This is a genomic window from Marinobacterium iners (assembly GCF_017310015.1).
Classification (GTDB): Bacteria; Pseudomonadota; Gammaproteobacteria; order Pseudomonadales; family Balneatricaceae; genus Marinobacterium; species Marinobacterium iners.
In genome coordinates this window covers 3452892-3479126 of record NZ_CP022297.1, presented here as the reverse complement: position 1 = coordinate 3479126, position 26235 = coordinate 3452892, and the positions used below count along the sequence as shown (strand labels likewise).

The window sequence follows — 26235 nt, the reverse complement described above, 5'->3', positions numbered from 1 at the left end:
ATGCTGAACCATCTCAGTATCCGAATGCGTGTTATAGGTGGTTTTTGTCTCTTGCTCCTGCTGGTTGCGTTATTGGTACTGCCAGCTGTCATGCGAGACTTCAATAATCTTATCCATGCAGCAGAAGAGCGGGAGCTGAAAGTTCAGTTTGATAAGGTACTTGAACGGATAGAGTCTGAACGTCGTTTGGCAACAGCTATGGCGACCCTGGTTGCTAGCCAGCCAAGTGTTCAGGCCGCCCTGTCGGACGGGGCGCGTGACCGGTTACTGGCAGAACTTGAGGGTGCCTTTGCTCGACTGCAATCAGATTTTGGCTTGCGCCAATTGCAGTTTCACACACCACCAGCGGTGTCCTGGTTGCGTGTACATCGACCGGAAAAGTATGGAGACGACCTCTCCGGGTTCCGCCAGACTGTTGTGGAAACCAATCAGAAACGAGTAGCGGTCAGTGGCGTTGAGCAGGGAGTGGCTGGCCTTGGCATCCGTGGCATGGTGCCTTTGGAAGTGGCCGGGCATCACTGGGGATCGGTAGAGTTTGGCTTCTCTCTGGGACAATCGTTTTTTGATCAAGTCAAACAGGAAACCGGGCTGGATGTCGCATTAATTCTGAATAATGCGGGTCAACAAACATTGTTCGCGTCCACGTGGGGCGATCAGGCGCTGCTCGATCCCGATGTATTCAAGCTTGCGCTTCGGGGCGAGGGGCAGATGGGGACAGGAGAACTGGAGGGCTCTCCTGTCGCGATCTACTCCAACCAGTTACAGGATTTTTCAGGCCAGTCGATTGGTGTTTTGTCATTGGCAATGGACCGCAGCAGCTACATTGATGCATATGAACAAGCTTTTTATGAGTTGCTGGCCATCATTGGTGCATTTTTGGTGCTGGGAGTTTTGATTGCTCTTTATATCAGTCGCAGTGTGGCAAAACCACTATTGCAAATCACGCATGCGATGAAAAACATATCAAGTGGTGACGGTGACCTGACACAACGATTACCGGTTAATGGCAAGAATGAACTGACAGACATCGCAAGTGAGTTCAATCATTTCATTAGCCGTATTGAAGCGTTGATTCAGGAACTGATGCGTGCAGTCGCGTCAGTTTCCAGCTCCGGCTCACACCTGTTTGATGTCAGTGACCATACGCTGGAACTTGCGAACCGCCAACGTCGCGAAACTACCGAGATCGCTACAGCCATGAACGAGATGACTGCGACGGCCCAAGAGGTAGCGCGCAGTGCAGCCAGCTCTGCAGAGGTGACGCAAAAAGCTGATGAAGAGGCACAGATTGGTCATCGGGTTGTAGAGGATGCCATTGACGCCATTAATGCATTGGCAGCAGATGTTGCTTCCATGCGTGATGTGATACGGGATGTAGAAACCCGCAGTGAAAAAATAAATACCATCCTTGATGTTATCCGTGATATCGCCGACCAGACCAATCTGCTGGCGTTGAATGCCGCAATAGAGGCTGCCCGTGCAGGTGAGCAGGGGCGCGGCTTCTCGGTAGTGGCGGATGAAGTGAGAGCACTTGCACACAGGACTCAAAACTCTACAGCCGAGATCAACGACATGATCAGTGCACTCAAGGAAGGGACCGGGCATACGGTTCGGGTTATTGAGCAGAGTCAGAGCCAGTCTGAACAGACGGTATCCACTGCCGCACGTGCAGGGGAAGCGCTGCAGGCAATTACGCGGGGGATGGATGAGATACGTGACATGACCGCGCAGATCGCCTCTGCTGCCGAGGAGCAGACACAGGTCAGTGAAACCATTAACCAGTCGGTTGAGCGCGTTGGTACCGGTGCTGAAGAAACCTCGGTCGGCGCGTCGGATATCCTTGTGTCAGCTGCCGGCATAGGCTCTGAGCTCTCGCAGTTGATGCGGGTGATTCGAAAGTTCAGAGTGACGCAGGACGATGTAATTGAGCTGGAAGTGGCGAAAGCTGCACATCAGGCCTGGAAGATGAGGCTACGAGCATTTCTTGATGGGCACGCGGATATTCCGCATGAGCAGGCGGTATCATCACACGAATGCGATTTCGGCCGCTGGTACTACACTACCGGCAAGGAACGCTACGGTAACTCATCGGTTTTACAGGCCATCGAGAAACCACATGACCGTCTGCATCAATTGATTGGCGAGATTATCGAGGCCAAGCATCATGGCAAAGAACCTGAGGCTGAACGCAAGTATCAGGAGGTTGCTCAACTGTCTGGTGAAATCGTCAGCGCCATTGATCGGTTAATTCAGGAAGCTCGTTGAACCGAAAAAATGCCGGGCTTATTCAAGGCCCGGCATTTCACGCGCGGGTCGGCCAATGTGGTAACCCTGGGCGTAGTCGATGCCGACGTCTCGCACCATCTGCAACACTTCCTCGGTTTCCACGAATTCGGCCACGGTTTTAAGGTTCAGCTTCTTGGCCAGTTCGGTAATACTGACCACAAAGGCCAGGTCTCGAGGATCATTGCCCATGTTGGCGATGAACTCGCCTTCTATCTTAACGAAATCGATTGGCAGGTACTTCAGGTAATGGAACGATGAAAAGCCGGAGCCAAAATCATCGATGGCCATCATGTAGCCCGAATCCTTCAGGCTGCGGACAAAGTTCTCCAGCAGCCCCATGTTCTTGACAGTGTCGCGCTCGGTTATTTCAAACACAATCCGGGATGGGGTCAGTCGGTATCGCTGAGTCAGCTCGTGAAGCGTTTGCAGGAAGTCGCGCACCAGTATCGAACGGGGTGACAGATTGATGAACAGCAGGCCCTGATAATCGGTTTCCTGAACCTTGGCGAACGCCTTTTCCATTACGATGTAGTCCAGCAGATGTACCTTGCCCATGGACTCTGCAATCTCAATGAATTCGCCGGCTGACATCAGCTTGTCACCCGGCAGCTGCAGACGACTGAGTACTTCTACAGCAGGCGTATCCTCATCCAGTGGTTGAATGGGCTGAAAAACCGGCACCACGCTGCGATTCTCGATGGCATCATTGACCAGCAGCATCTTCTGGTTAAGGTCGTTGAAAATATCCGCTACATCTTCTTTATGTGGCAGGCTGATACGGTTCTTGCCCTGAGTTTTGGCCCGGTACATCAGGTTATCGACGAACATGAACAGGTCTTTGCGGTTATCCGCATGGTCAGGGAAGATGCCTGCCCCGATCGAGCCGGTGACGCGTACCAGACCGCCTTTCTCGGTCTCAAGGCTGAAGGATTGCAGGCAATGTAGCAGGCGTTCACAGACTTCGCTGGTCTGTTCCAGCGTTGTTTCAGGCAGCACCACTACAAATTCATCGCCACCGTAGCGGGCCAGAATATCGCCGGTACGCAACACCTCCTGCATGGCCAGAGCAAGCTGCCGCAGCAATTTGTCTCCCATGGCATGACCATAGCCGTCATTGACCGCCTTGAAGTTGTCCAGATCGATCATCAAAAGGGCGACCTGATAATCGTGACGATGGCAGCGATCCAGTTCGTAGTCCAACAGCTCCCAGAACATGCGCTGGTTATACAGGTTGGTCAGCGGATCACGTGTTGCATAGTATTCAAGGTCACGGGTGTACTTGTAGATCGCTTTAACCGAGCCGACCACATTGAGCAGGGTGGACAAAATGCTCTCCAGTACCAGTACCTTGGTACTGTCCTTGACGATATCGGCATGCACACCGATACCGACAATGCCACCGATCTTGGGTGTTTCGACCAACAGAGACTTGGTCTGTAACTCAATTTCGGTCGTGTTCAGCACCATCTCGGGACCCTCAAGCTGTACCGAGTTGTGGTGAATAATAATCTCGCCGGGTATCGAAAAGTGATCGTTGCCCTGCAGGCGATTGAGCACCGCCTGCTCCATCATCTTCTTGGTTTCCTTGGCGGGGGGGCGCAGCCAGAAAATTTCCAGATCAAACATCTCATCGTCCACCTTGAAGATGGAAAACATGGTGTAGATCGGAATGACCTGGTTGATATCCAGCATCAACAGATTAACGTATTCGCGCCAGTCCCGTACCACTTCCGACGTGATGACAAATTTCTCCAGCAGACGGATTTCGAACTCCAGCAGGTCTTTGTCCACCGCGATGGTGCGTAATTTTTCAGCAAGCGCTTCGACCTGCCCGAATATGTGATTCAGCTCCCTGAAACCAAGATCCTTTTTGTCTTTTGACAGCTGACTGAGATCCTCAAGCGAATCGACTCGTGAAATCCTGTTGCTCAGCTCTTCTACAGACTGATTGATACGCAGTGTCACGGTCCGCACCGCCCAGAAACCAAACAGGAAGGGCAAAGGGGAAAGCAGCAACAGGTAATACAGCAGGTTTCGGTTTGCAACGCTCATCTGACGGCTGAGGTCCTGACGTACCTCGATCAGTCCCAGGTTGTCACCAACGCGGGCATTGGTATGGCAACCCGTACAGTTTTCGCGGGCCTGAAGCGGATACAGATAGCGTTGATGAGTACCGTCATTCTCCTCAATGATCTCACCGCTTTGCATGGCCTCGCGCATCAAAGCATCCAGATCGGGCTGCTCGATGGAGCCGAATCGCTCGGTTACTTTGGTGCCACGGAAAACACTCACTTTAAGGCTGGAAGCGGGGTGCTCGGTGTTGGACAGCTGGCGCATGAATTGCTCCAGCTGCAGCCGGGTCCAGCCCTGGCTCATGACAAGATACATTGAGTTGAAGGTGCTTTCGGCGACCGAGCGGGCAATTTCCTGAGCGCTGTCACGTACACTGGCCTGATAGGCTTGGCGGCAGACCAGCAGCAACACCAGAAATCCGATGGCAGAAAAAAGAAATGTGCGGTTGAGCAGGTAACGCCGGATGGATGGCGAGTGACGTGACATATGAACCACTGCTGTTTTATTTATAGTCGGACGATTGTACGCGCAGAGTGTGAACTGATCTGCAGGCAATTGGTAGAGGGTTGATATCTGTCAAGTATTGGAGACAGGAGAGGACGTCGATCTCAGTCCTGTCGTGCCTTCGAGTGCCGGTGTATCCTAGTCCGTTCGGAACGCTGTATGACAGGGAGCCAGGCAGATGGCACATGACTCAACTACCCCCGTATCCTCGGGACTGGCGATTATCCACAGCAATCGGCTTGAGGCACTGCGCACGTTGCTGGTGCAGTGGATGCAAATTAACCCGCTTGGGGTGCTGGAAAACGAAGTCGTACTGGTGCAAAGCAATGGTATTGCCCAGTGGCTGCAGCTGGCGTTGGCGCGTTCGGCGGATGACCCGGAGCAGCCTGGCTGTGGCATCGCCGCTGCGCTGGATATTCAGCTGCCTTCGGCCTTCCTGTGGCAGGCATACCGGGCTGTCCTCGGTCCCGATGAAGTCCCTAAAGCATCACCCTATGACAAGTCTCGCCTGACCTGGCGGCTGTTGCGACTATTGCCCGACCTGCTCAAGCAGCCTGATTTTGAATCGCTGTCGCATTTTCTGAAAGACGATGAAAGTGCACGCAAGGAATACCAGCTGGCCGAACGGCTGGCGGATCTGTTTGACCAGTATCAGGTCTACCGTGCCGACTGGTTAAAGGCGTGGGCCGATGGTCGGGATATCCTGATTGATGCCCATGGCCAGCCGCAGCCGTTGCCGGATGATCAGCGCTGGCAGGCACTGCTCTGGCGTGCCATTCGTGTGGATCTCGATGACCACCAGAAAATGTTGAGTCGTGCCGATCTGCAGCAGCGCTTCCTTGATGGCTGCAAGTCGCTGCATCAGCGCCCGGCGGGTCTGCCGCGCCGGCTGGTGGTGTTTGGCATCTCGGCACTGCCGCAGCAGTTCATTGAGGCGTTGGCTGCGCTGTCATGCCACACACAGGTTTTACTGTGCGTACATAATCCTTGCCGACACTATTGGGCCGATATTATCGATGGCAAGGAGCTGCTGCGCAGCGAAAAGCGTCGTCAGGCCCGCAAGGATGGGATGCCGGAGGTGTTGAGTGATGCGCAGCTGCATCTGCATGCACAGCCTCTGCTGGCAGCCTGGGGCAAGCAGGGGCGCGACTATATCCGCTTGCTTGATCAGTTTGATGAACCCGGGCGTTACCAGGACTGGTTTGAGCGCATTGATCTGTTTGATGAAGCCGAACGCGATATTGAATCTTTGCCACTGCTGAACCAGATTCAGCAGGATATTCTGGAGCTGGAGCCAACATCTCATGTTCCCCGGATCTGGGTTGAAGGTGATTACTCACTGACTTTTCAGATAGCACACAGTCGTCAGCGTGAGGTCGAAATACTGCACGACCAGCTGTTGCACTGGTTTCAACAGGATCCATCACTGCGGCCCCGCGATATCATCGTGATGGTGCCCGACGTCAACCAGTATGCACCGCATATTCGTGCCGTGTTTGGCCGTCTGCAGCGACAGGACCCGCGTTTCATCCCCTTCACCCTCAATGACCAGCAGAACCGTGGTCAGGCGCCACTGTTGATTGCACTGGAGCTCTTGCTGCAGCTGCCGCAGGAGCGTTTTGGCGTCAGTCAGTTGTTTGACCTGTTGGAGGTGCCGGCGTTGCGTGAACGTTTTGGCATGGCCGAGACAGACCTGCCTCGACTGCAGCACTGGGTTCGTGAATCCGGTATTCGCTGGGGGCTGGACAGTGCCCAACGCGCAGGCTTGGAGCTGCCCGAAGGGCTGGAGCAGAACACCTGGCTGTTCGGCCTGCGTCGCATGTTACTGGGTTATGCGATGGGCGAAGAACAGACATTCGCCGATATTGAGACCTATGGCGAAGTCGGGGGGCTGGAGGCGGCACAAGTGGGGCCATTGGCTGAGCTGATCGCCGCTCTGCTGCAGTGGCGTGAGCACTTGCTAACCCCAAAGTCACATATTGATTGGGGTTTAATCCTTACTGATCTGCTGGAGCGTTTTTTGCTGCCCGTCAGCGATCAGGATCTGATACTGCTGGAGCGGCTCGGACTGAAGCTGCAGCAATGGCAGGAGGCTTGTGCCGAAGCCGGGTTGAATCGTCCGCTGCCGCTGGAAGTGGTGCGCGAAAGCTGGCTTGATGGCATCGATGAACAAAGCCTGTCACAACGCTTCCTGGCTGGGGCCGTCAACATCTCGACCCTGATGCCGATGCGTGCCATCCCCTTTCGTCGGGTTTGCCTGTTGGGAATGAACGATGGCGACTATCCACGCGTACAGCCGCCAATGGATTTCGACCTGATGGTGGGGCGCTACCGCCCTGGTGACCGGTCAAGGCGTGAAGATGACCGCTACCTGTTCCTGGAAGCACTGCTGTCGGCGCGAGATGCGCTCTATATCAGCTGGGTGGGTCGCAGTGTACGTGATAATGCCGAACAACCGCCCTCAGTATTGGTGGCTCAATTGCGTGACCACATACAACAGGGGTGGGCAACGGCGGCAGAGGACGGCAGGGCAGTGTTACATGCTTTGACCACCGAGCATCCGTTGCAACCGTTCAGTTCACGCTACTTTGAGCATAACCCACGCCTGTTCACCTACGCCCGCGAGTGGCGTGACGTGCATGAGGCAGTGGACAGGGTAGAGGCCGGAGAGTTGCCTCCGGTGGAGTTGCCTCAAAGTCTCAGTCTGAAACCACTGCAGCGTTTCCTGCGCAACCCGGTGCAAATCTTCTTCAACCAGCGCCTCAATGTCTGGTTCGATACGCTGGAAGAAGTGCCACAGGAGCATGAGCCCTTCCGTTTTAACCGGCTTGACCAGTATCGGCTGGGTTCTGACCTGATCGATGCCGGGCTTAAAGCCGACACACCGGAGCTGGGCATCCAGGCGCAGCTGGCACGCTGGCAGCGAGCGGGGGAGTTGCCGCTGGGTGCCTACGGCGAACGTTCGCTGCGAGAAATCGTCAGCCCGGCCGCTTCAACGCTGCGTCATCTACAGCCGTTATTCGCCGACTGGCAACTCTTGCCTGATGCGCTGGAGTTGCAGCTGTGTCTGCAAGTGGATGGAGGGCAGGTGATGCTGGAAGACTGGCTCAGTGGGCTTTACCGACACCGTTCGGGGCCGGAACTGGCTCTGATACTGCATTCGCCTCAGGCCATCAGCGACAAGGGAGCACCACGCTGGCACCGGCTGGTCCGGGCATGGCTGGATCACCTTGCCGTCAGTGCAAGCGGGTACTCACTGACCACCTTTCTGGTCGGGCCGGATACCAGTGCCCGGATCAGGCCGATCACGGCCTCACAGGCACAAGCGCAGCTCAATACACTGCTGTCCCATTACCTGCAGGCGCTTGAAAAGCCGGCGCCGCTGGCCTGTCGAACTGGCCTTGCTCTGCTGACGGCTGCTGATGGGAAAGATCCAATTACACAGGCCTACCACGCCTACAACGGCGATAGTCGTTTCCCGGGGGAGGGCATACGGGACCGTTACCTGCAGCGGGCGTGGCCAAACTTTGACCGCCTGCTGGAGGAGGGGCTGGAAGATTGGGCGTATGCACTGTATCAACCCCTGATCGACCAGGCGGAATTGCTGCAGTGGGAGAGCGTATGACTACACCGCACACTCAGCCACAGACACTGAATCCGCTGGCTTTTCCACTGCATGGGCATCGCCTGATCGAGGCCAGTGCCGGTACCGGCAAGACCTTCACTATCGCCGCGCTCTATGTGCGTCTGGTACTGGGCCATGGCAATACTGATACTCGCTTTCAACGTGACCTGTTACCGCCTGAGATTCTGGTGGTGACCTTCACCAATGCAGCCACCCGTGAATTGCGTGACCGAATCCGCACTCGCCTGGCCGAGGCCGCGCGCGTATTTCGTGGTCAGTCCGCGCCTGATCCGTTCCTGCAGCAGCTGCTCGCCGAGCCCGAGTTTGCCATGGAAGAGGCACGAGCGCTGGCCGCCCGCAAACTGGAGCAGGCCGCTGAGTGGATGGATGAAGCCGCGGTATACACCATCCACAGCTGGTGCCAGCGCATGCTCACCCAGCACGCTTTTGATACCGGCAGCCTGTTCCGCCAGCAGCTGGAGCAGGATGACAGCGAATTGCTGGCCGAGATGGCACGTGACTACTGGCGCAGCTGGTGCTACGCACTGTCGCCGATCGTGGCCGAAGCACTGAGTGAACTGGCCGCTGATCCCGATGCTCTGCTGCAGGCGGTCAAACCCCTGCTGCAGCCGGGTGATCAACAGGTACGATATCAGGGCAGCAGTATCAGCGAGGCTCAGTCCCCTGCAGAATATGCCCGGAAGTTGAACGACTGGCTGCCACAGAAGCAGCAGCTGGAGCAGCGGGCACGCACCCTCTGGCTGGCTGAGCACGACGAAATTGAAACGCTGCTAATCAGTGCCGCCCAAAAGAAGATTCTGAATAACACCAGCTACAAGCCGGAAACCCTGCCTGAAAAGCTGGCTGACATGGTGGTCTGGGCTGAAGGGGGCATGCTGTCGAGTGACAGGTTGGCCCACTTTGCGCGTGCAAAGCTGACCGATAAAACAGCCAAAAAGATGCAGGACCAGACGCCGGAGCATCCGGTATTCGACCTGTTACAGGAGCTGGTGGATTACCTGCAGCTGCAGCCTCCGCTGCAACCGGTACAGCTGCATGCGGCGCAATGGATTCAGCAGCGTTTTGATCGATCCCGCGAGCGCGCAGCGGCGCTCGGCTTCAATGACATGCTGGTGCGGCTGGATCACGCACTGCAGGGCGAAGGGGGTGATCGCCTTGCCGCAACCATTCGTCGTCAGTACCCGGTCGCACTGATCGACGAGTTTCAGGATACCGATCCACTGCAGTACCGTATTTTTAGCCGCATCTATCGCGGCACGAACCTGCCGGATGCCGACCCTTCAGAATGCGCACTGTTGATGATAGGTGACCCCAAACAGGCGATCTACGCCTTTCGTGGTGCCGATATTCATACCTATCTGCAGGCACGACGTGATACCAGAGGGTGCCACTATACCCTCGGCCGCAATTTCCGTTCATCAAAAGCCTTGGTGGAGGCGGTCAACCGGCTGTTTGAGCATGCTGAAGCCAGCCAGGCCAGTGGTGCCTTCCGTTTTGCCCGTGAGGGTGATAACCCGTTGCCGTTTATTCCGGTGGATGCCAACGGCCGCAAAACGGTATTTGAGGTTGAAGGCGTACGGCCATCAGCCCTGACGCACTGGCTGTTGGATGAGGACGCGGCTGATGGGATAGCCGTCGGTGATTACCGCAGGCTGATGGCCGAGCACAGTGCCAGCCAGATTCGTCACCTGCTTTCACTGTCGCAACAGCAACGGGCTGGCTTTCGCTCCGAGAATGGCCAGCTGAACCCGATCAGGCCAAGTGATATCGCCATTCTCGTGCGCAACGGCAGCGAGGCCCGGCTGGTTCGTGATGCCCTGCAGCAACGCAACGTTCGCAGTGTGTACCTTTCCGATCAGGCTTCGGTCTATGCCAGTGCCGAAGCTGAGGACCTCTGGCGCTGGCTGCGCGCCTGTGCCGAACCGGAGCAGCCGGGCCTGCTGCAGGGTGCGTTGGCCAGTCGAACGCTGGATCTGGGCTACGTTCACCTGGAACAGATAACCCGTGATGAGCAGCTGTGGGAACAGGCAGTGGAGCGGTTCCGCCATTTGCGTGACATTTGGCAGCGGCAGGGTGTTCTGCCAATGGTACGTCACCTTCTGGACAGTTTTGAGCTTCCTGCCCGTCTGCTACAGGATGCGGGTGGTGAGCGGGTGCTGACTAACTTGCTGCATCTTGCCGAACTTCTGCAGGCGGCCAGTAGCCAGCTGGAAGGTGAGCAGGCCCTGATTCGCTACCTGCAGGAACAGATCATGGACAGCGGCCAGGGGGGTGATGAACACATCATGCGGCTGGAAAGTGATGCCGACCTGGTGCAGGTGGTGACCATTCACAAGTCCAAGGGGCTGGAATATCCGCTGGTGTTTCTGCCCTTCATCTGTGCCTACCGTGAAGTGACTGCCAGTGACGGCAGCTACCGCTATCAGTCGGAGCAGGGCAGTGTACTGGAACTGGACAGCAAGGATGAAAGCGCCAAGCGGGCTGCAGAAGCCGAGCGGCTTCAGGAAGATCTGCGCCTGCTCTATGTGGCACTGACCCGCCCCGTGTTCGCGTGTTGGCTGGGGGTGGCTGCAATCAAATACAACCGTTCGCTCAGTCTGCACAAAAGCGCTTTCGGCCAATTGTTGGGTTGCGAATCGAAAACCGACAGCGCGACGCTCAAGGCCCGGCTGCAACCGCTGGTCAGTGCCGGTGTGATCGAAGTGGAGCCTCCGCCGACAATCGATGCCGAGTTGCTGCCGGACACTGCCACTGTAACAGCACTGGCACCGGCACGCCTCTGCGATAGACCGGTTGCAGCTGAACGCTGGTGGATCGCCAGTTACAGTGCGATCAGCCAGCTGCAGGGGCGGGCCGAGCAGGAGCAGCCCGCCGAGGCTGAGCCGGCTGAAAGTGCCCGTGAAGAAACCGCTCGGGAAAATCTGGATGAGCCGTCAACGCGTGCCGTTGTGGTTGAGTTTGCCTATGATCCGCATCATTTCTGGAAAGGCCCTCAGGCGGGTACCTTTTTGCACGGTGTACTGGAATGGGCAGCGGAAGAGGGCTTTGAGCGAGTGGCACGGGAGGCGCCACTGCGACACCAGTTTCTGGCACCGCGCTGCCAGCGGCGGGAATGGCAACCCTGGTTGCCGGTGCTGGACGATTGGTTGCAGAAGCTGCTGACTATCCCCCTGCCACTGGTTGGGCAAAGTGTACCGCTGGCGCAATTGCAACAGTATCAGGCCGAGATGGAGTTCTGGCTGGAGGTTGCTGAGGTGCCGGTAAGTCGACTGGACCGCCTGATCACGCAGCAGGTGTTACCGGGCCTGCCGCGTCCTGCACTGGCACCGCAGCAGCTGGGCGGCATGCTCAAGGGATTTATCGATCTGGTGTTCGAGCATCAGGGGCGCTACTGGGTGGCCGATTACAAGTCCAACTGGTTGGGGCCGGACAACAGTCACTACAGCGCTGCGGCGATGCAAAAGGCGGTGCTGGATAAGCGCTACGACGTGCAGTATGTGCTTTATCTGCTGGCGTTGCACCGGCTGCTCAAGGCCCGGTTGCCGGGTTATGCCGATGACCCCATCCGGGGCTACGAACAGCATGTAGGCGGTGCTCTTTATCTGTTTCTGCGTGGCATTACAGAACCGGAGCAGCATGGCTGCTGCATTGATCGTCCGTCAGCGCAGTTGATTGAAACACTGGATGCACTGCTGGCCAACAGGGAGAGTGCTCATGTCTGAACAGGTCGATCTTTTCGCAACCGAAGCCTCTTTGCATCCAGCGCTGGCCGACTGGACTGTGCTGGAATCGCTGCTGCAGCGCTGGCAGGAACGGGGCTGGATACGGTCGCTGGATCTGGCACTGGGTCGCTTCCTGCATGACCTTGATCCCAATGCCTCGCCGCTGGTGATGCTGGCGGCTGTGCTGGTCAGCCACCAGTTGGGCCGAGGACATATCTGCGTTGATCTGGATAGTCTGCTCTCGGCGCCGGACAGTGCTCTATCACTACCACCAGACGGAGAATTTGGCGAAGCTCTGCCAGATCGACCGGTTGAATTGTTGCAGGGGCTTGGGCGTGGTCAGTGGCTGCAGGTGCTGGCGGAAACGGTGCTGGTCAGTGCAGGTGATCCGCCCGCACCGCTGGTGCTGGAACCGGGCACTACCCGTCTTTATCTCTACCGCCAGTGGCGTTACGAAGTGGAGGTCGCTGAACGGATAGCCGATCGCCTGCAACCGGTTGAGGTGGATGACGTTCGCCTGCGGCAACGCCTGTCAGAGCTGTTTCATCTGCAAGAGGGGCACCTGGACTGGCAACAGCTGGCCTGTGCGTTGGTGGCGGGCAGTCGCTTCGGCATCATTACCGGTGGCCCCGGTACGGGCAAAACCACCACGGTCGTTCGTTTGCTGGCACTGCTGCAAAGTCTCGCCCGTGATGAAGGTCGCACCTTGCGTATTCGGCTGGCGGCGCCCACAGGAAAGGCTGCGGCGCGGTTGACCGAATCAATCAGCGGCGCAATTGGACACCTGCCTGCAGAGATGCAGCAGGGTGTCCCGCAGGAGGTAACAACTTTGCACCGGCTGTTGGGAGCTCGGCCCAACACACGCCGTTTTATCCACAATGTGGATAACCCGCTGCATGCCGATCTGGTCGTCGTGGATGAGGCTTCCATGATTGACCTGGAAATGATGCACCAGTTGTTGGCTGCGATGCCGGCCAGGGCACGGCTGATTCTGTTGGGCGACAAGGATCAGCTGGCCTCAGTGGAAGCCGGCTCGGTACTGGGGGATTTGTGCGAAGGTGCCGAACGAGGCGGTTACAGCCGTGAAACCCTGCTGCAACTGCAGCGGCGTACCGGGCAGGATGTGGCGCACTGGCAGTCTGAAGCCGGGAGTCCTTCTGAGCAGCCGCTGGCGCAAGCCATTGCGATGCTCAGACACAGCCACCGCTTTGGTACCGACAGTGGGATAGGAGCATTGGCGCGAGCCGTCAACAGTGGCCAGCCACAGGCGGTAAATACCGTGCTGGCGGCGGGTTATGTCGATCTTGGCTGGATTCACCTCAAGGGTGATGCGGACAGGGCACTGGAGCGACTGATACTGGATGGCGGCCCCCAGCCGGCCACGGCTGAAGGAATTCAGCCTCGCGGCTATCGCGAGTATCTTGAGCAGCTGAGTACACACAGACCCGAAAGCTATGATGAGCAGACACAAGACGTTTGGGCCAGACAAGTACTGGACACCTTTGGTGAGTTTCAACTGCTTTGTGCGCTGCGCCGCGGCCCTTGGGGAGTCGAGGGGCTGAATGCACGTATTGCCGCTGTGCTGCAGCGTGCCGGGTTGATATTACGCAGTGAAGGTTGGTATGAAGGCAGGCCTGTACTGGTCACCCGTAACGATTACAGTCTGGGACTGATGAACGGTGATATCGGTATTACCCTTATGCGCCAGGAGACGGATGGATCCACTGGGCTGCGTGTGGTCTTCCCGCTCGCGGACGGCAGTCTCAAATGGGTCCTGCCCAGTCGGCTGCAGGCGATCGAAACCGTGTACGCGATGACTGTGCACAAGTCGCAGGGCTCGGAATTTGCACACACGGCTCTGCTGCTGCCACCCGCGGTCAACCCGGTGCTGACGCGGGAGCTGGTTTACACTGGTATTACACGCGCCAGTCGCTGGTTCACCCTGTTGCTGAGCCACCCGGGCCGACTGGATGATGCCGTACGTGCGCGAGTGCGCCGGGCCAGTGGGTTAGGCAAAAGGCTTATACGCTTGTCTTGAACAGGTGAAATCCTTCTTCTCAGACCAAAGAGAGGTGCCCTTTCATGATTTATGTCATTTTTTGGCATAAACTAATGCCGGTTAAGCCTATTCTAAATTAGACATGAGCAATGGGGAGAGTGCCATGTTCAAATCAGGATTGCGCCTCATGTTGGCCGGTGTTGTGCTGGCCAGCGGTACTGCGCAGGCAGCGGGTGTGGCCGCTGACGGACAGAAAATCGTCATGCAGGGGGATGGCAGTGGTGCGCCCTGTCTGGCGTGTCACGGCATGGACGGTGCCGGTAATGATGCAGGTGGTTTTCCGCGCTTGGCTGGACTGAGTGCCGAATACCTGGCCAAGCAGATGCAGGACTACAACGCGGGTACCCGGGTCAGCCCGATCATGCAGCCGAATGTGGATAACCTCAGCGAGCAACAGATTCTGGACGTTGCCGCCTATTACGCGTCGCAACCAGTGCCTGCCGTGAAAGCGTCCAGCGCCAGTGAAGAGGTACTGGCCCTGGGTGAAAAGCTGGCTCTGCGCGGCGACTGGAGCAAGCATGTGCCTTCCTGCAACAGTTGTCACGGTCCCGGTAATGCGGGTGTTGGTTCTGCATTTCCAGGCATTGCCGGCCAACATCCGACCTATATTCGCCAGCAACTCAAGGCCTGGCAGAGTGGCAGCCGTCACAACGATCCAGTGCAGCTGATGACCGGCGTTGCCGAGCGTTTGACTGATGCTGAGATTGAAGCGGTCGCGACGTATCTGGCGGCTCAGCCTGTCACTGTTGTCGAAGGAGGTCAGTAATGAACCATTTCAATGCGCTGGCAGTGGCGGTGTCTGCTGCCGTACTGACATCGGCCACACATGCGGCGGAGCCGAAAGTTCCGGTTAACCTGCCGGCTCACAAGGAAGGTGCCTATGTACACCAGGCACCCACACTGGAAGATCTATACGCCGATCAAAGCATCCATCCCGAACTGCGGGAAGTGATCCTCAAGGGGCGTGATCTGTTCAACAATACCCAGCAACTGCGTGGCAAATATGTGTTCAACGACAACAGCTGTCGCAACTGCCATATGGGTGAAGGCGGACAGAACTGGTCCGGCCCGGTCTGGCCTGCGGTTACCACACTGCCTGATTTCCGTGGCAAAAACGGCCATGTGAACTCGCTGGAAGAGCGCATCGCCGGCTGTTTTGCCTACTCAATGAATGGTAAGCCGCCGGCCTATGGCAGTGATGAAATGGTAGCCCTCAGCGCCTACCACCAGTGGCTGGCAACCGGCGCGAAGGTGTATGAGCGCAACATCAGTGGGCGCGGCTTCAGCAGTCTGGGCAAGCAGATTCCGGCTGATATCAGCTATGAAGCTGGCCAGAAAGTATACCAGGAAAACTGCGCAATCTGTCATGGTGATGACGGCAATGGCCAGCGAGTCAACGGCAAGGTTGTATTTCCTGCGGTATGGGGTGACAACTCTTACAACTGGGGGGCCGGTATCAGCCGTATCTATACGGCGGCCTCGTTTATCCACATGAACATGCCGTTGGGCAAGCCGGGTTCACTGAGCGAGCAGGATGCCTGGAATGTGGCCTGGTACATTAACAGTCAGGAGCGCCCGCAGGACCCGCGCTTTACCGGTGATGCTGCCGAGACTCGTGAAAAGCACCTGAACTTTCACAAGCATACGCGCTACGGTACCGAGTTCAACGGCAAGGTCTTGGGCCAGCATGACAACACCGGCGACAAGCCGTTCCTCAAGCCGGACAACCTGAAGCCTCGCAGCTTTACGTTCGAGTAAAGGTTTCCAGGAGGGGTCGCTAAGACCTCTCCTGCTCAGTTACCTCATCCAGCATGATACCGCTGCGGCTAAAGCAGCCTTGGCCCCGCGCCAGCTCACGGCTGCGTTCGTCATACACGCTGGCTTCGGCAATCAGCTGCTGGCGCCCGGCACTGATCAAGCGGCCAACCGCATGAAGAGCTCCCACTTTTGCCGGTCGCATGAACAACGTATGAAAGCTGGCCGTTACCAAAAACTGATCCTGTACTCGGCTGGCCGCAGCAAAATAGGCGGCATCATCCAGTAACTTGAACAATACTGAACCGTGCAGGGTTCCTGCCGCGTGGCAGAGGCCAGGGTCCGGCGCCAACTCAATGCGGGCGTGCCCCTTATCCAGTGTAAGCTGGGACGGGTACAGGCGGTTGATGGGGGCCTGTTGATACATTCTGATCAAACGCTCGTAATGTTGATCGCTCGACATGACAACTCCGTAATGAGTCAGAAGAGGCCGTATTTGGCATAATAGGTTGCAAACGGCATCCATCTGTCCTTGAGGTTTAGCATGAACAATACACTGATCTATGGCCTGATTGCAGCCGGACTGGTTGCGATCACCGTATTGGCAGCGATCATTTTTCGCCAGCTGCAGCAGGAAAAATCGCGCAAGACCCAGCAGGCGGCTCAGGAAACCGAATGGCTGAAGCAGTTTGAGGCACGGCAGGAATATCTGAGTGAAAGTATCCGGCTGGTTGCACATGCCATTTTGCATGATGAGAAAATGACAGCAACCGAGGGCTGTATTCGTCTTAAAGTACTGCTGGAGAATTTTCGTCCCCAGCTGCTGCAGGAAGAGACATTTCAAGTGATCACCGAAGTGCATGACAAAACCAGTCACATCCCGATCAAGGATGAATGGAAGGCCCTGCCGACAAAGCTCAAGCTGGAGTATCAGCGTGAGATGGAGCAGCTTGAACAGGGGCACCTGAACGCAATACAGGGAGCGGCCAAGGCATTAAGCCGAGGCCAGTATCTGAGCTGATCAGGGATGGAGTTTCTGCTCACGTTTTTGATCTCACTGTTGCTGGTCGTTGGGCTGGTGGTCGCTCTGACCTATGGGCGGGCACCCACCTGGCGACCTGAGCGACGCGCGGTATTGCAACTCATGCAACGGTTGCAGGATGGCACCGCCCGGCGCGAAGAGTGGGAGCTGTTCATAGGTATTGCCGCGCTGCATGACCCTGAGCTGGAAGAGATCAGGCGCCGTTGCGTGGCGGTGCATGAGGGCGATGCTGATCACTCACCAGCAAGAGACGGGCTTGAACCCTATCTGTATGATCGTGAAGCCCGTGCCCGGTTGGCTTTGATCATGGCAGATCTGGAGCAGTTGATCGCTTCTGAGCCTTATTATCGGCGTTTTTGATCACACATACTGGTGGTGTTCAATCAGCCGGGTCAGGCGGTGGCTGTTGCGCCAGCAGGTCTCCAGATCGTGTGCAACAGCTGCCTGATGCAATTCGGCAACCACTGTTTCCAGCTCTGGCAGTTGGTACAGACCGGCAAGTCCCAACAACTGATGTGAGTGTGTACGTATTTGATCAAACTGACCTGATCGGACAGCGGCGCAAACGGATTGCGCCTGATGCTGGAGCTCGGTATGCAACTCACCGGTATCGACCTGATCCAGCAGTGCAGGCATTGGCGCACAGTCACTCAGGGTGACAACGGCGTCTTCATCCACCGGGCAATGAAGCGACATCAGTCGGAAAAGGGTGCTCAGATCCACAGGCTTTAGCAGAATTTCATTCACGCCCGCCTCTAGCAGAGCCTCATGTTCATGGGTCATGACGTTGGCGGTCAGCGCGATGATCGGCAATGAGGCCGAGTGCCGACGAATCTCATGGCTGGCCCGAATACCATCCATCTGCGGCATGTGTACATCCATCAATACCATATCAATCGGTTGCTTATGGAATATCTGCAACGCTTCTACGCCCGTGCGGGCTTCAATGACTTCAGCGCCAGCTTGGCCGAGTGCCTTGTTCAGCAGTATCCGGTTGAACTCATTGTCTTCCGCCAGCAGCACCCTCAGCTTGCAGGGTAGCTGATAACTGGATGCTGCATGGAGTATTGGCTCAGCGGGGTAAAGTGGCGAAACGACCGTATCGGCGTCTGCCAGAGGCAAGGTCAGGCTTACGTTAACACAGGTACCCTTGCCCTTTTCACTGCTGAGTCTGATGTCCCCCCCCATGAGCAGAGTCAGACGGTGGGCGATGACCAGCCCAAGGCCAGAACCACCAAAGCGGCGACTGATGGTATTGTCGGCCTGAATAAACGCCTTGAACAGATGTTGTTGCTGTTGCTCGGAAATGCCAATGCCGGTGTCCTGTACACTCAACTCGATATGGCAGATTGAATCCTGTCGTTGAGACCTGACTCTGAAGCAGACCTCTCCATGGTCTGTGAACTTGATTGCGTTGCTCAACAGGTTGGTCAGTATCTGACCGATTCGGGTTGGGTCACCCAACAGTGCCGGTGGCAACTCCGGGTCCAGCTCAGATCTTAGCTGCAGTCCTTTCTCCAGCGCCATTGGTGCCTGCATTTGCAACAGGTTATTGAAGTACAGGGTTGGATCGAACGGAATCTGCTCGAGCTGGATGGCGTCGGACTGCAGGCGTGAGAAATCGAGAATATCGTCAATAATGGTCAATAGCAGGCTGGATGTCTGGTTGATGATGCTGCAGTAGTGCCGTTGCTCAGCCGACTGCTCGGTTTGCTCCAGCAAGCGCGAAAAGCCCAGTACAGATGTGAGCGGGGTGCGCAGCTCGTGGCTCATGCGGGCCAGAAACTCGTCCTTGGAGCGGTTGGCTTTATCCGCCTGACGGCGGGCAACGGTAAGCTCTTCATTCTGGCGCTCCAGGTGGCGCAGGGTGGATGTGAGCTGACGTGTGGCCCGGTTGATCTGCTGTTCCTGCTCCTGGCTGGATGCCTGAATTCTGGCGGCCATACGGTTAATGCCCCGTGCCAACAAGCCCAGCTCACCAGCTGTATGTGTCGTGGCGGCACGGGTATCCAGATGGCCCGCTTCCAGGCGCTCGACAACCTGGCTAAGCCCACGAATCGGTTGGGTGATGCGGCGGCCAAAACGGCTTGCCAGAATGGCGGTGAGCATCAGGCCCAGACTGATCAGCAGCAGGCTGTTGCGCAGCATCTCTTGACGTGTCGCGATATTGTTGTGGGCCGATAATACGACCGCTACCCAGCCAATTTGCTCGGGCTCAGGCGCATGGATACTCAGCTCGGGATTATTGTCTGCCAGCAGGGCGCTGCTGAAAATCGGCGACAGGAATATCCACTGGCCCGATGTTGACTGCAGAGCCGGGCTCTCGGCGCTCAGTTCTACAGCAAATTGGCCGCTGCGGTGTAAAAGATTGAACGTATCGTCGTAAAACAGGACATCCAGTACTTCGGCATGACTGTACCGGGTTTTTTGACTCAGAACGCGAAGCTGGTATTGGTTACCGCTGATAACACCGAACTCGGCTGCGGAGGCAAGCAGATCGACCATAATCTTGCCTCGTTCAATCAATTTATCGGTGTTATCCGAAAGGCGGCTGTAGATGAAATAACTGCCGAGAATCGTTGCCAGTACCAGCATTGGAATAATCGACAGCAGGAGCACGCGATGACGAATACTCAGCCGGCTACGTGTGCCCGGCATCAGCCATCTGCCTCTATCCGCGCCAGTTTTTCCTGCAGCCACTCGGCTGAAAGTGGCTCAATACCGAGGGTGCGTACTGCAACCGGATTAACGCTGACATCGAAGTAGCGTGGGAAACTGGCACTGGGCAGGCTGCCGCCGTTCTGCAGCAGGTTAAGCCATTCGGCACTTTGGCGTCCGATCTGTGCTGCAGACGAGTGAACCGACGCTGCGGCACCGGCTTCTGTATAGCTGGCAGAGAAACCGATCACCGGTACCTTGTGGCGTAATGACAGATAGAGAAGCCATTTGGAAATGGCACGGTTGAACACCGAACTGTCAGGAACAACCAGGAACAGATCGCTGCCTTCCACTACTGGCGTCAGACGCTCGACCGGATTGTCTTGTCGAGTCAATTCAACCAGAGACAGCTCGAATGCCTCGGCCTGTGCACCTTGCTCCAGCCCATCACGCATATTGAGGCTGTTGCTGCCTAATGCGGTTCCCAAGATGGCGGCAGCCGGCTTGACCAGGCGGGCCAGCCGGATCTGGCGTGCCAGAGGCTGGTCAATATAAATGGCACTGACCGCTGCATACGAGCCTTTCGGCAGCAGTTTTCGCTTGAGCTGATCAAAGGTTGCCGATGGCAGGAAAGAGCAGATCAGGCTTGAATCGGGATGGTAGCGCTCCAGCATGCGTTCACAAGCTCGGGTACCCACTGCGAGAATAACAGGTGCGCGGCTGTCATCGGTTTTGAACTGATCGAGAGTCAGTACTCGAATCGGGTGTACGGAATGCTCCCGAATGGCCGACAAGACCTGATTATAACTGGGGCTGAAGTCACTGAGCACGATCAGTGACTCCCCGGCTACGGCCGCTCTAAGAGGCACAAGACAGATCACAAGGCTGCACAGCAGCCAATGCCTCAGTCGGGTCGTTGTCCTGCGTAATAATGACATCCCTGAAATTATCTCTGCTTCCCGATTAATGATATCTGAGCGTCAGTCTCAGCCAGGCTCGACGGTCAAACAGGTTGTACTGATAAAACTCTTCGTACGTTGGACCGAAAGCATTCTGAATTGTCAGTGCGGTTTCCAGTTCAGTACCTGCGCTCAGCTGCCAGTTGTATGCGGCACGCAGATCTGTGCGCTGATAGCTTTCGCGAAGACCACCCTCGAACCAGTGCACGCTATCCATATAGTAGTGCATTAAACTCAAGTTTAAATCAGAAGCAGGAGTCCAGTTAAGCATTAATGATGCGGTGTGTTCGGGGGTGATCGCATCACGGAATATCAAAGTCTGTCCCTGTAGATCTTTATTGGTCTCCCAGCGATCAGTCAACGTGTTGGTATAGGTATAGTTCAGCAGTGCCGAGAGCTGACTGCTGAGTTGCCGATGAAGCTGAATTTCAACGCCCTGGTTTTCCCAGCCGAAGTTGTTCTCATTAGTAGACACCCGACCCTGGGTCATTGGGTGAGGGGGGGGAGCAAGCTCGTCAGCCGGCAAGAAATAGGAGCTGATCACATTGCTGAGTTGCTCGTGGAACAGACGCAGGTCGAAATGTCCCTGATGATCATCAAATGCGCGGTAGTAACCCAACTCATACGTCTTGATCCTTTCAGGGCCAAGGTCTGGGTTGGCGGCCTTGTCCAGATCATAGACAACGGGGTCTGGGCCAAACAGGCCGGCAGGAGCATAGATGGTATTGTTTGCGTGCCGTTCCAGCAGAGAAGGCAAGCGCTCACTGATGGAGTAACCCAGCCGGAAACTGCTCTGCTCATCAGGCCGGTGAATCAGTGCATGACGATAGGAAAGGGCATCGCTGTTTTCTGAGCTGTCCTCGTACATAAAACCGGTGCTCAGGCTCCAGCGAGGTGCAAAATCCCAGTCCAGGTTGCTGAACAGGCGCCAGCGCTCTTCGGTTACCTTGCCGCTTTGCAGCAACACATCGCTTTCGGCGGTTTCGTAGCGGTAACCCAAACCGCCAACGAGTTCCAAAGAGCCTATCTGATCCGTTAGCTGCAATTCGGTATCGTAGCTGTGGGCGGTTCCATGCTCAGAGTCTTCGCGTGGGGAATTCAACGCGATAAAACCATTCACGATTGCCGGATTGTCGGTTCCGATAAAATCACCAACACGCTCAAAGCTCATTGCCGGTGCTTCCAGATCCAGGTAGTTGTGATAAGCCGTCAACTGAACGGTCCCGGTATCTGAATACAGGTGCTGGTACTTGATCGACTGGTAGTTGGCATCATGATCGCGTTTGCTAAAGGGTTCGAGTTTGTCAGCCCCTCCTACATACGTATGCCCACGGTCCACACCCGCCTGAATCCAGAGGGTATCGGTAAGGGTGGGTGTGTAGCTGCCGCTGAAGCTCAGATAGTTGCGCTTGAGCGCGTCGCCATAGAGATCAGAACCGTCATTCTCTTCATGTCCGCCCGACAGGCGGTAGTTCCAGCTGCTCAATTGGTCGGCATGGCCAAACTGCAGGTTTCGAGTGTCCATGCTGCCACCGGTGGCGCTGACGTAACCACCGCTCAGCAGGGCCGGTGAGCGGGTGATGATGTTGATCGAGCCCATAAAGGCGTTGGAACCTTGAGTTGGCACGTTGGAGCCCCGCACCACTTCGATCCGTTCGATATCCTGCAGGTTGATGCCCAAAGAGGTCCAGTCCACGGTTGCCAGCAGCGGCAAGTACACGCTGCGGCCATCAACCATTACCTCCAGGCGGCGCGGAAAGTCATCGCTGGCACCGTGGTAGCTGGTAGCAAACTTGTTGGCACTGACATGATAGCTCTGAAAGCCGGGCACCAGACGCAGCAGGTCAGGAATATTACGGGCGCCGGAGGCTGCAATGATCTGGCGATCGATAATGCTGATGGAAGCGGGCGCTTCGGTGAGTTTCTGGGCCAGCCGTGTGGCAGAAGTGATTTCGGGAATATCGGTAAGAAAATCCTGTTCGCTGAGGTACAGGCTCTCGTCAGCCTGAAGAGCGGGACTTGTCAGTCCAAGGGCCAGCAGCGGCGCCAGCCGATACAGGGGTGTACGATTCGTCATTGCAACTCCGGACAGAGTAGTTATTTGATTTTCAGTCCTACATACAACACGACCAAAGCCAGTATGGCTGCTTCAAGAATGAAGCCGTTGTGCTCCAGAATCCAGTCCAGCATGCGCTATTCTACCTCTCAGGCGCCGATAGACCAGCGCATTTGTTGAGCGTGTCGGGCCCTCTCCGGTACTATTTGACCTCTATCACAAACCCGAGCCCGTCATGCACTACCCCGATACCAAGCTGCCACAGGTCGGAACGACCATCTTTACTCGCATGTCCGCCCTTGCGCAAGCGCACCAGGCGATCAACCTGTCGCAGGGTTTTCCCGATTTTGATGGCCCTCAGGCTCTGCTGTCGCGAGTTGATCACTATATCCGCCAAGGCGCCAACCAGTATGCCCCCATGAGTGGTGTGCCAGGCCTGCGCACTGCGATCGCCGCCAAGGTGGAACGTTGCTACGGTCGCATGGTTGATGCGGAAACAGAGGTGACGGTGACCTCCGGGGCAACAGAAGCACTGTTCGCGGCCATTTCGGCGGTGGTGCGCCCGGGGGATGAAGTGCTGGTGTTTGATCCGGCCTATGACAGCTATGATCCGGCCATCACGCTCAATGGTGGCAAAGCGGTGCATATCCCGCTGCAACCCCCCGCTTTTGAGATCGACTGGGAGCAGGTACGACAGGCGATCAGCCCCAATACCCGCATGATTATCCTCAATACGCCGCACAATCCGACCGGGCAGACGCTGGCCGCCGCCGATCTGCAGGAGCTGAGCGACCTGGTGGCCGGCACCGATATTCTGCTGCTGGCCGATGAGGTGTATGAGCATATCGTGTTCGATGGCGCTGAACACCAGAGCATCAACCGCTATCCGGCGCTGGCTGAGCGCAGCTTCGTGGTGTCATCTTTCGGCAAGACCTACCATACCACCGGCTGGAAGATCGGCTACTGCGTCGCTCCGGCACCGTTGACAGCCGAGTTGCGCAAGATCCACCAGTATCTGACCTTCAGCACCAGCACGCCAATGCAGCTGGCGCTGGCGGATTACCTGAATGACGATCCGCAGCATGATCAGGCGTTACCCGCGTTTTATCAGGCCAAGCGTGACCGATTCAACGCCGGTATGGAGAAGAGCCGCTTCCAGTTTACACCGGCAGCGGGCACCTATTTTCAGGTCATGGACTACAGCGCCATCAGTGAACTTCCGGACACCGAGTTTGTCCTCTGGCTGATCGAACAGGCGGGCGTTGCGGCCATTCCGTTATCGGTGTTCTATCAACAACCCCCCGAGATGCGTCTGGTGCGCTTCTGCTTCGCCAAGAGCGAAACTACCCTTGATCAAGCCGCGGAGCGACTATGCAGAATCTGAAAATTTCATTGGTCCAGACTCCACTGGACTGGCAGCAGCCGGAACCGAACCGTACCCGTCTTGCCGAGCTGATGGCGCCGCTGGCTGGGCAGACTGACCTGATCGTACTGCCTGAAATGTTTACCACTGGCTTCACCATGGCCCCGGATGAGGTTGCCGAGTCCATGTCCGGTCCGACTCTGGGATGGATGAAGGAACAGGCGGCGTCACTGGGTGCCGCCGTGTGTGGCAGCGTAGTGATCGAGGATCAGGGGTATCGTAACCGGCTGCTGTTTGTAACGCCCGACGGAGCCGTTGAGCATTACGACAAGCGTCACCTGTTCCGCATGGCGAACGAGCATCAGTATTACGTGGCCGGCGACAGCCGCAAGGTGATCGAGTACAAGGGCTGGCGCATCCTGCCACAGGTTTGCTACGACCTGCGCTTCCCGGTCTGGTGTCGCAACCGCAATGACTATGACCTGGCACTGTTTGTGGCCAACTGGCCCGCGCCACGTCGCAATGCCTGGCGCACGCTGCTGCTGGCACGGGCGATCGAAAACCAGTGCTATGTGGCGGGGGTAAACCGCATCGGTGAGGACGGCAAGGGGCTGGAGTACAGTGGCGACAGTCTGCTGGTGGACTTCAAGGGGCAGGCGCTGCTGGATGCCTCTGTCGGTGAAGCTTTCGTCAAAACCGGCACCCTGAATGCCGACGACCTGCAGCGGTTTCGGGACAACTTTCCGGCCTGGCAGGATGCGGATGAGTTCAGCTTTTTCTCTGACGTTGAGGGCGATTTTGCATGATCGATACCGCGGCACAACAGATAATCGATGCCGGGCAGTGGATTGATGCCCAGGGCTGGTGTCCTGCGACCGGCGGCAACTTTTCCGTCCGGTCAGGGCCAGAGCGTGCCTTGATTACCGCCTCGGGTTGTCACAAGGGGCATCTCATGCCCGAGCAGCTGTTGCAGGTGGATCTTGATGGTCAGCCTCAGGCCAGCTTGCTCAAGCCTTCGGCCGAAACCCTGTTGCATACCCGCCTGTATCAGCTTGATAACCGGATCGGCGCCGTGCTGCACACGCATTCGGTGGCCTCCACGGTGCTGTCTCGTTTGGAGCCGGGCCAGTGGCTGACCATCAGCGGTTACGAAATGCAGAAATCGCTCAGTGGCAACCACACCCATGATGCCAGCATCCGCATCGCCATTCTGGATAATGCTCAGGACATGCAGGCACTGGCCGCCGAGCTGAGCCAGCGCTGGCAGCCTGAAGCGCTGCAGTGGGGCTTTTTGGTTCGCGGACATGGTCTCTACACCTGGGGTCACGACATGAATGAAGCACGCCGCCATCTTGAAGGGCTGGAGTTTCTCTTCGCCTGCGAACTGGAAATGCGCCGTCTGAGCGCAGGAGTCTGAATATCACCATGGCAACCTTTACCGGCATCAACGCCATCCTGACCGATATTGAAGGCACCACCACCGATATCGATTTTGTCCACAAGACGCTGTTTCCCTATGCCCGTGAACGGATGACGGACTTTATCCACAGCCATCCTAATGAACCAGCCGTTGCAGAGGCAGCGGTCGCCCTGAATGTCGCGGCCGATGATCTCGATGCCATCGCCAAGGGGCTGATCGGCTGGATCGATCAGGACAAAAAGGAAACCAGCCTCAAGGCGCTGCAGGGGCTGATCTGGGTGCAGGGCTACGAGAGCGGCGACTTTACCGGCCACCTCTACCCGGACGCTTACGCAGGGCTGAAGCGCTGGCACGACAGCGGCAAACAGCTGCACATTTTTTCCTCCGGCTCGGTGAAGGCGCAGAAGCTGCTGTACGGCTACAGCGATTTCGGCGACCTGACTCCGCTGTTCAGCGGCTACTTTGATACCACCACCGGCGCCAAGCGTGAAGCGATTGCGTATGAACGCATCGGTGCCAGTATCGGCCTGCCTGCAAGTCAGATTCTGTTCCTGTCGGACGTGGTGGCCGAGCTGGACGCGGCCAAGGCTGCAGGCATGCAGACCTGCCTGTTGATGCGCGGCGAGCGACCGGACGGCGCCGAGCGCCACAATGCTGTGGAAAACTTTGACCAGATTACACTTTCTTGAGGA

General features: G+C 56.8%; 16 protein-coding genes and 1 pseudogene. 12 read left to right on the top strand and 5 right to left on the bottom strand.

Annotated elements, in window-relative coordinates:
* On the top strand, nt 1-2265 hold the full coding sequence (locus CFI10_RS16670; protein WP_206836651.1) for a methyl-accepting chemotaxis protein: 2265 nt from the start codon (nt 1-3) through the stop codon (nt 2263-2265).
* A gap of 18 nt (nt 2266-2283) precedes the next feature.
* Here CFI10_RS16670 and CFI10_RS16665 read toward each other — a convergent pair whose 3' ends face one another.
* On the bottom strand, nt 2284-4845 hold the full coding sequence (locus tag CFI10_RS16665) for an EAL domain-containing protein (protein WP_206836648.1): 2562 nt from the start codon (nt 4843-4845) through the stop codon (nt 2284-2286).
* A 196-nt stretch (nt 4846-5041) separates the two neighbouring features.
* Here CFI10_RS16665 and recC point away from each other — a divergent pair, with 196 nt between their 5' ends.
* From recC to CFI10_RS16640, 5 genes are all read left to right on the top strand, one after another.
* Nucleotides 5042-8488: an exodeoxyribonuclease V subunit gamma gene (gene recC, locus CFI10_RS16660; RefSeq protein WP_206836645.1), complete on the top strand. Its 3447-nt coding sequence runs from the start codon at nt 5042-5044 to the stop codon at nt 8486-8488.
* Nucleotides 8485-12231: an exodeoxyribonuclease V subunit beta gene (gene recB / locus CFI10_RS16655; protein ID WP_206836641.1), complete on the top strand. Its 3747-nt coding sequence runs from the start codon at nt 8485-8487 to the stop codon at nt 12229-12231. Before recC ends, recB begins: the two co-directional genes overlap by 4 nt.
* Complete coding sequence (gene recD, locus CFI10_RS16650; RefSeq protein WP_206836638.1) at nt 12224-14269, top strand: exodeoxyribonuclease V subunit alpha; 2046 nt, start codon at nt 12224-12226, stop codon at nt 14267-14269. The genes recB and recD overlap by 8 nt, the downstream gene beginning before the upstream one ends.
* A gap of 124 nt (nt 14270-14393) precedes the next feature.
* Entirely contained in the window at nt 14394-15056 is a 663-nt protein-coding gene (locus tag CFI10_RS16645) for a c-type cytochrome (protein WP_206836635.1), read from the top strand.
* On the top strand, nt 15056-16048 hold the full coding sequence (locus tag CFI10_RS16640) for a c-type cytochrome (protein ID WP_206836632.1): 993 nt from the start codon (nt 15056-15058) through the stop codon (nt 16046-16048). Before CFI10_RS16645 ends, CFI10_RS16640 begins: the two co-directional genes overlap by 1 nt.
* Before the next feature lie 19 nt (nt 16049-16067).
* On the opposite strand, the gene CFI10_RS16635 is transcribed toward CFI10_RS16640, so the two are convergent.
* The gene (locus CFI10_RS16635; RefSeq protein ID WP_175527643.1) at nt 16068-16508 is read right to left on the bottom strand and encodes a PaaI family thioesterase; all 441 of its coding nucleotides are present in this window, start codon (nt 16506-16508) and stop codon (nt 16068-16070) included.
* An 81-nt stretch (nt 16509-16589) separates the two neighbouring features.
* Here CFI10_RS16635 and CFI10_RS16630 point away from each other — a divergent pair, with 81 nt between their 5' ends.
* Entirely contained in the window at nt 16590-17066 is a 477-nt protein-coding gene (locus CFI10_RS16630; RefSeq protein WP_206836629.1) for a DUF2489 domain-containing protein, read from the top strand.
* Nucleotides 17067-17072: 6 nt separating this feature from the next.
* The gene (locus CFI10_RS16625; protein WP_206836626.1) at nt 17073-17447 is read left to right on the top strand and encodes a hypothetical protein; all 375 of its coding nucleotides are present in this window, start codon (nt 17073-17075) and stop codon (nt 17445-17447) included.
* Here CFI10_RS16625 and CFI10_RS16620 read toward each other — a convergent pair whose 3' ends face one another.
* The 3 genes from CFI10_RS16620 to CFI10_RS16610 all read right to left on the bottom strand — a co-directional run bounded on the left by CFI10_RS16620 (nt 17448) and on the right by CFI10_RS16610 (nt 22781).
* Entirely contained in the window at nt 17448-19745 is a 2298-nt protein-coding gene (locus CFI10_RS16620; protein ID WP_206836625.1) for an ATP-binding protein, read from the bottom strand.
* On the bottom strand, nt 19745-20575 hold the full coding sequence (locus tag CFI10_RS16615; protein ID WP_206836622.1) for a hypothetical protein: 831 nt from the start codon (nt 20573-20575) through the stop codon (nt 19745-19747). The genes CFI10_RS16620 and CFI10_RS16615 overlap by 1 nt, the downstream gene beginning before the upstream one ends.
* Nucleotides 20576-20708: 133 nt before the next feature.
* Nucleotides 20709-22781 carry a TonB-dependent receptor plug domain-containing protein gene (locus CFI10_RS16610; RefSeq protein ID WP_206836621.1) on the bottom strand — a complete coding sequence of 691 codons (2073 nt, stop codon included), beginning with the start codon at nt 22779-22781 and terminating at the stop codon, nt 20709-20711.
* Nucleotides 22782-22995: 214 nt separating this feature from the next.
* Between CFI10_RS16610 and CFI10_RS16605 the strand changes: the two genes are divergently transcribed.
* From CFI10_RS16605 to mtnC, 4 genes and pseudogenes are all read left to right on the top strand, one after another.
* Entirely contained in the window at nt 22996-24144 is a 1149-nt protein-coding gene (locus CFI10_RS16605; RefSeq protein WP_206836617.1) for a pyridoxal phosphate-dependent aminotransferase, read from the top strand.
* On the top strand, nt 24132-24929 hold the full coding sequence (locus CFI10_RS16600) for an amidohydrolase (protein ID WP_206836613.1): 798 nt from the start codon (nt 24132-24134) through the stop codon (nt 24927-24929). Before CFI10_RS16605 ends, CFI10_RS16600 begins: the two co-directional genes overlap by 13 nt.
* Nucleotides 24926-25468: pseudogene (locus tag CFI10_RS16595) on the top strand (methylthioribulose 1-phosphate dehydratase); the annotation flags it as partial. The gene CFI10_RS16600 and the pseudogene CFI10_RS16595, both read left to right, overlap by 4 nt.
* A gap of 80 nt (nt 25469-25548) precedes the next feature.
* Nucleotides 25549-26232: an acireductone synthase gene (gene mtnC, locus CFI10_RS16590; RefSeq protein ID WP_206836607.1), complete on the top strand. Its 684-nt coding sequence runs from the start codon at nt 25549-25551 to the stop codon at nt 26230-26232.
* Nucleotides 26233-26235: the final 3 nt, after the last annotated feature.

What these genes read in the sequence shown, in the direction of transcription:
- CFI10_RS16670 (WP_206836651.1), top strand. Translation starts at nt 1, where the DNA reads ATGCTGAACCATCTCAGTATCCGAATGCGTGTTATAGGTGGTTTTTGT.
- CFI10_RS16665 (WP_206836648.1), bottom strand. Translation starts at nt 4,845, where the DNA reads ATGTCACGTCACTCGCCATCCATCCGGCGTTACCTGCTCAACCGCACA.
- recC (WP_206836645.1), top strand. Translation starts at nt 5,042, where the DNA reads ATGGCACATGACTCAACTACCCCCGTATCCTCGGGACTGGCGATTATC.
- recB (WP_206836641.1), top strand. Translation starts at nt 8,485, where the DNA reads ATGACTACACCGCACACTCAGCCACAGACACTGAATCCGCTGGCTTTT.
- recD (WP_206836638.1), top strand. Translation starts at nt 12,224, where the DNA reads ATGTCTGAACAGGTCGATCTTTTCGCAACCGAAGCCTCTTTGCATCCA.
- CFI10_RS16645 (WP_206836635.1), top strand. Translation starts at nt 14,394, where the DNA reads ATGTTCAAATCAGGATTGCGCCTCATGTTGGCCGGTGTTGTGCTGGCC.
- CFI10_RS16640 (WP_206836632.1), top strand. Translation starts at nt 15,056, where the DNA reads ATGAACCATTTCAATGCGCTGGCAGTGGCGGTGTCTGCTGCCGTACTG.
- CFI10_RS16635 (WP_175527643.1), bottom strand. Translation starts at nt 16,508, where the DNA reads ATGTCGAGCGATCAACATTACGAGCGTTTGATCAGAATGTATCAACAG.
- CFI10_RS16630 (WP_206836629.1), top strand. Translation starts at nt 16,590, where the DNA reads ATGAACAATACACTGATCTATGGCCTGATTGCAGCCGGACTGGTTGCG.
- CFI10_RS16625 (WP_206836626.1), top strand. Translation starts at nt 17,073, where the DNA reads ATGGAGTTTCTGCTCACGTTTTTGATCTCACTGTTGCTGGTCGTTGGG.
- CFI10_RS16620 (WP_206836625.1), bottom strand. Translation starts at nt 19,745, where the DNA reads ATGCCGGGCACACGTAGCCGGCTGAGTATTCGTCATCGCGTGCTCCTG.
- CFI10_RS16610 (WP_206836621.1), bottom strand. Translation starts at nt 22,781, where the DNA reads ATGACGAATCGTACACCCCTGTATCGGCTGGCGCCGCTGCTGGCCCTT.
- CFI10_RS16605 (WP_206836617.1), top strand. Translation starts at nt 22,996, where the DNA reads ATGCACTACCCCGATACCAAGCTGCCACAGGTCGGAACGACCATCTTT.
- CFI10_RS16600 (WP_206836613.1), top strand. Translation starts at nt 24,132, where the DNA reads ATGCAGAATCTGAAAATTTCATTGGTCCAGACTCCACTGGACTGGCAG.
- mtnC (WP_206836607.1), top strand. Translation starts at nt 25,549, where the DNA reads ATGGCAACCTTTACCGGCATCAACGCCATCCTGACCGATATTGAAGGC.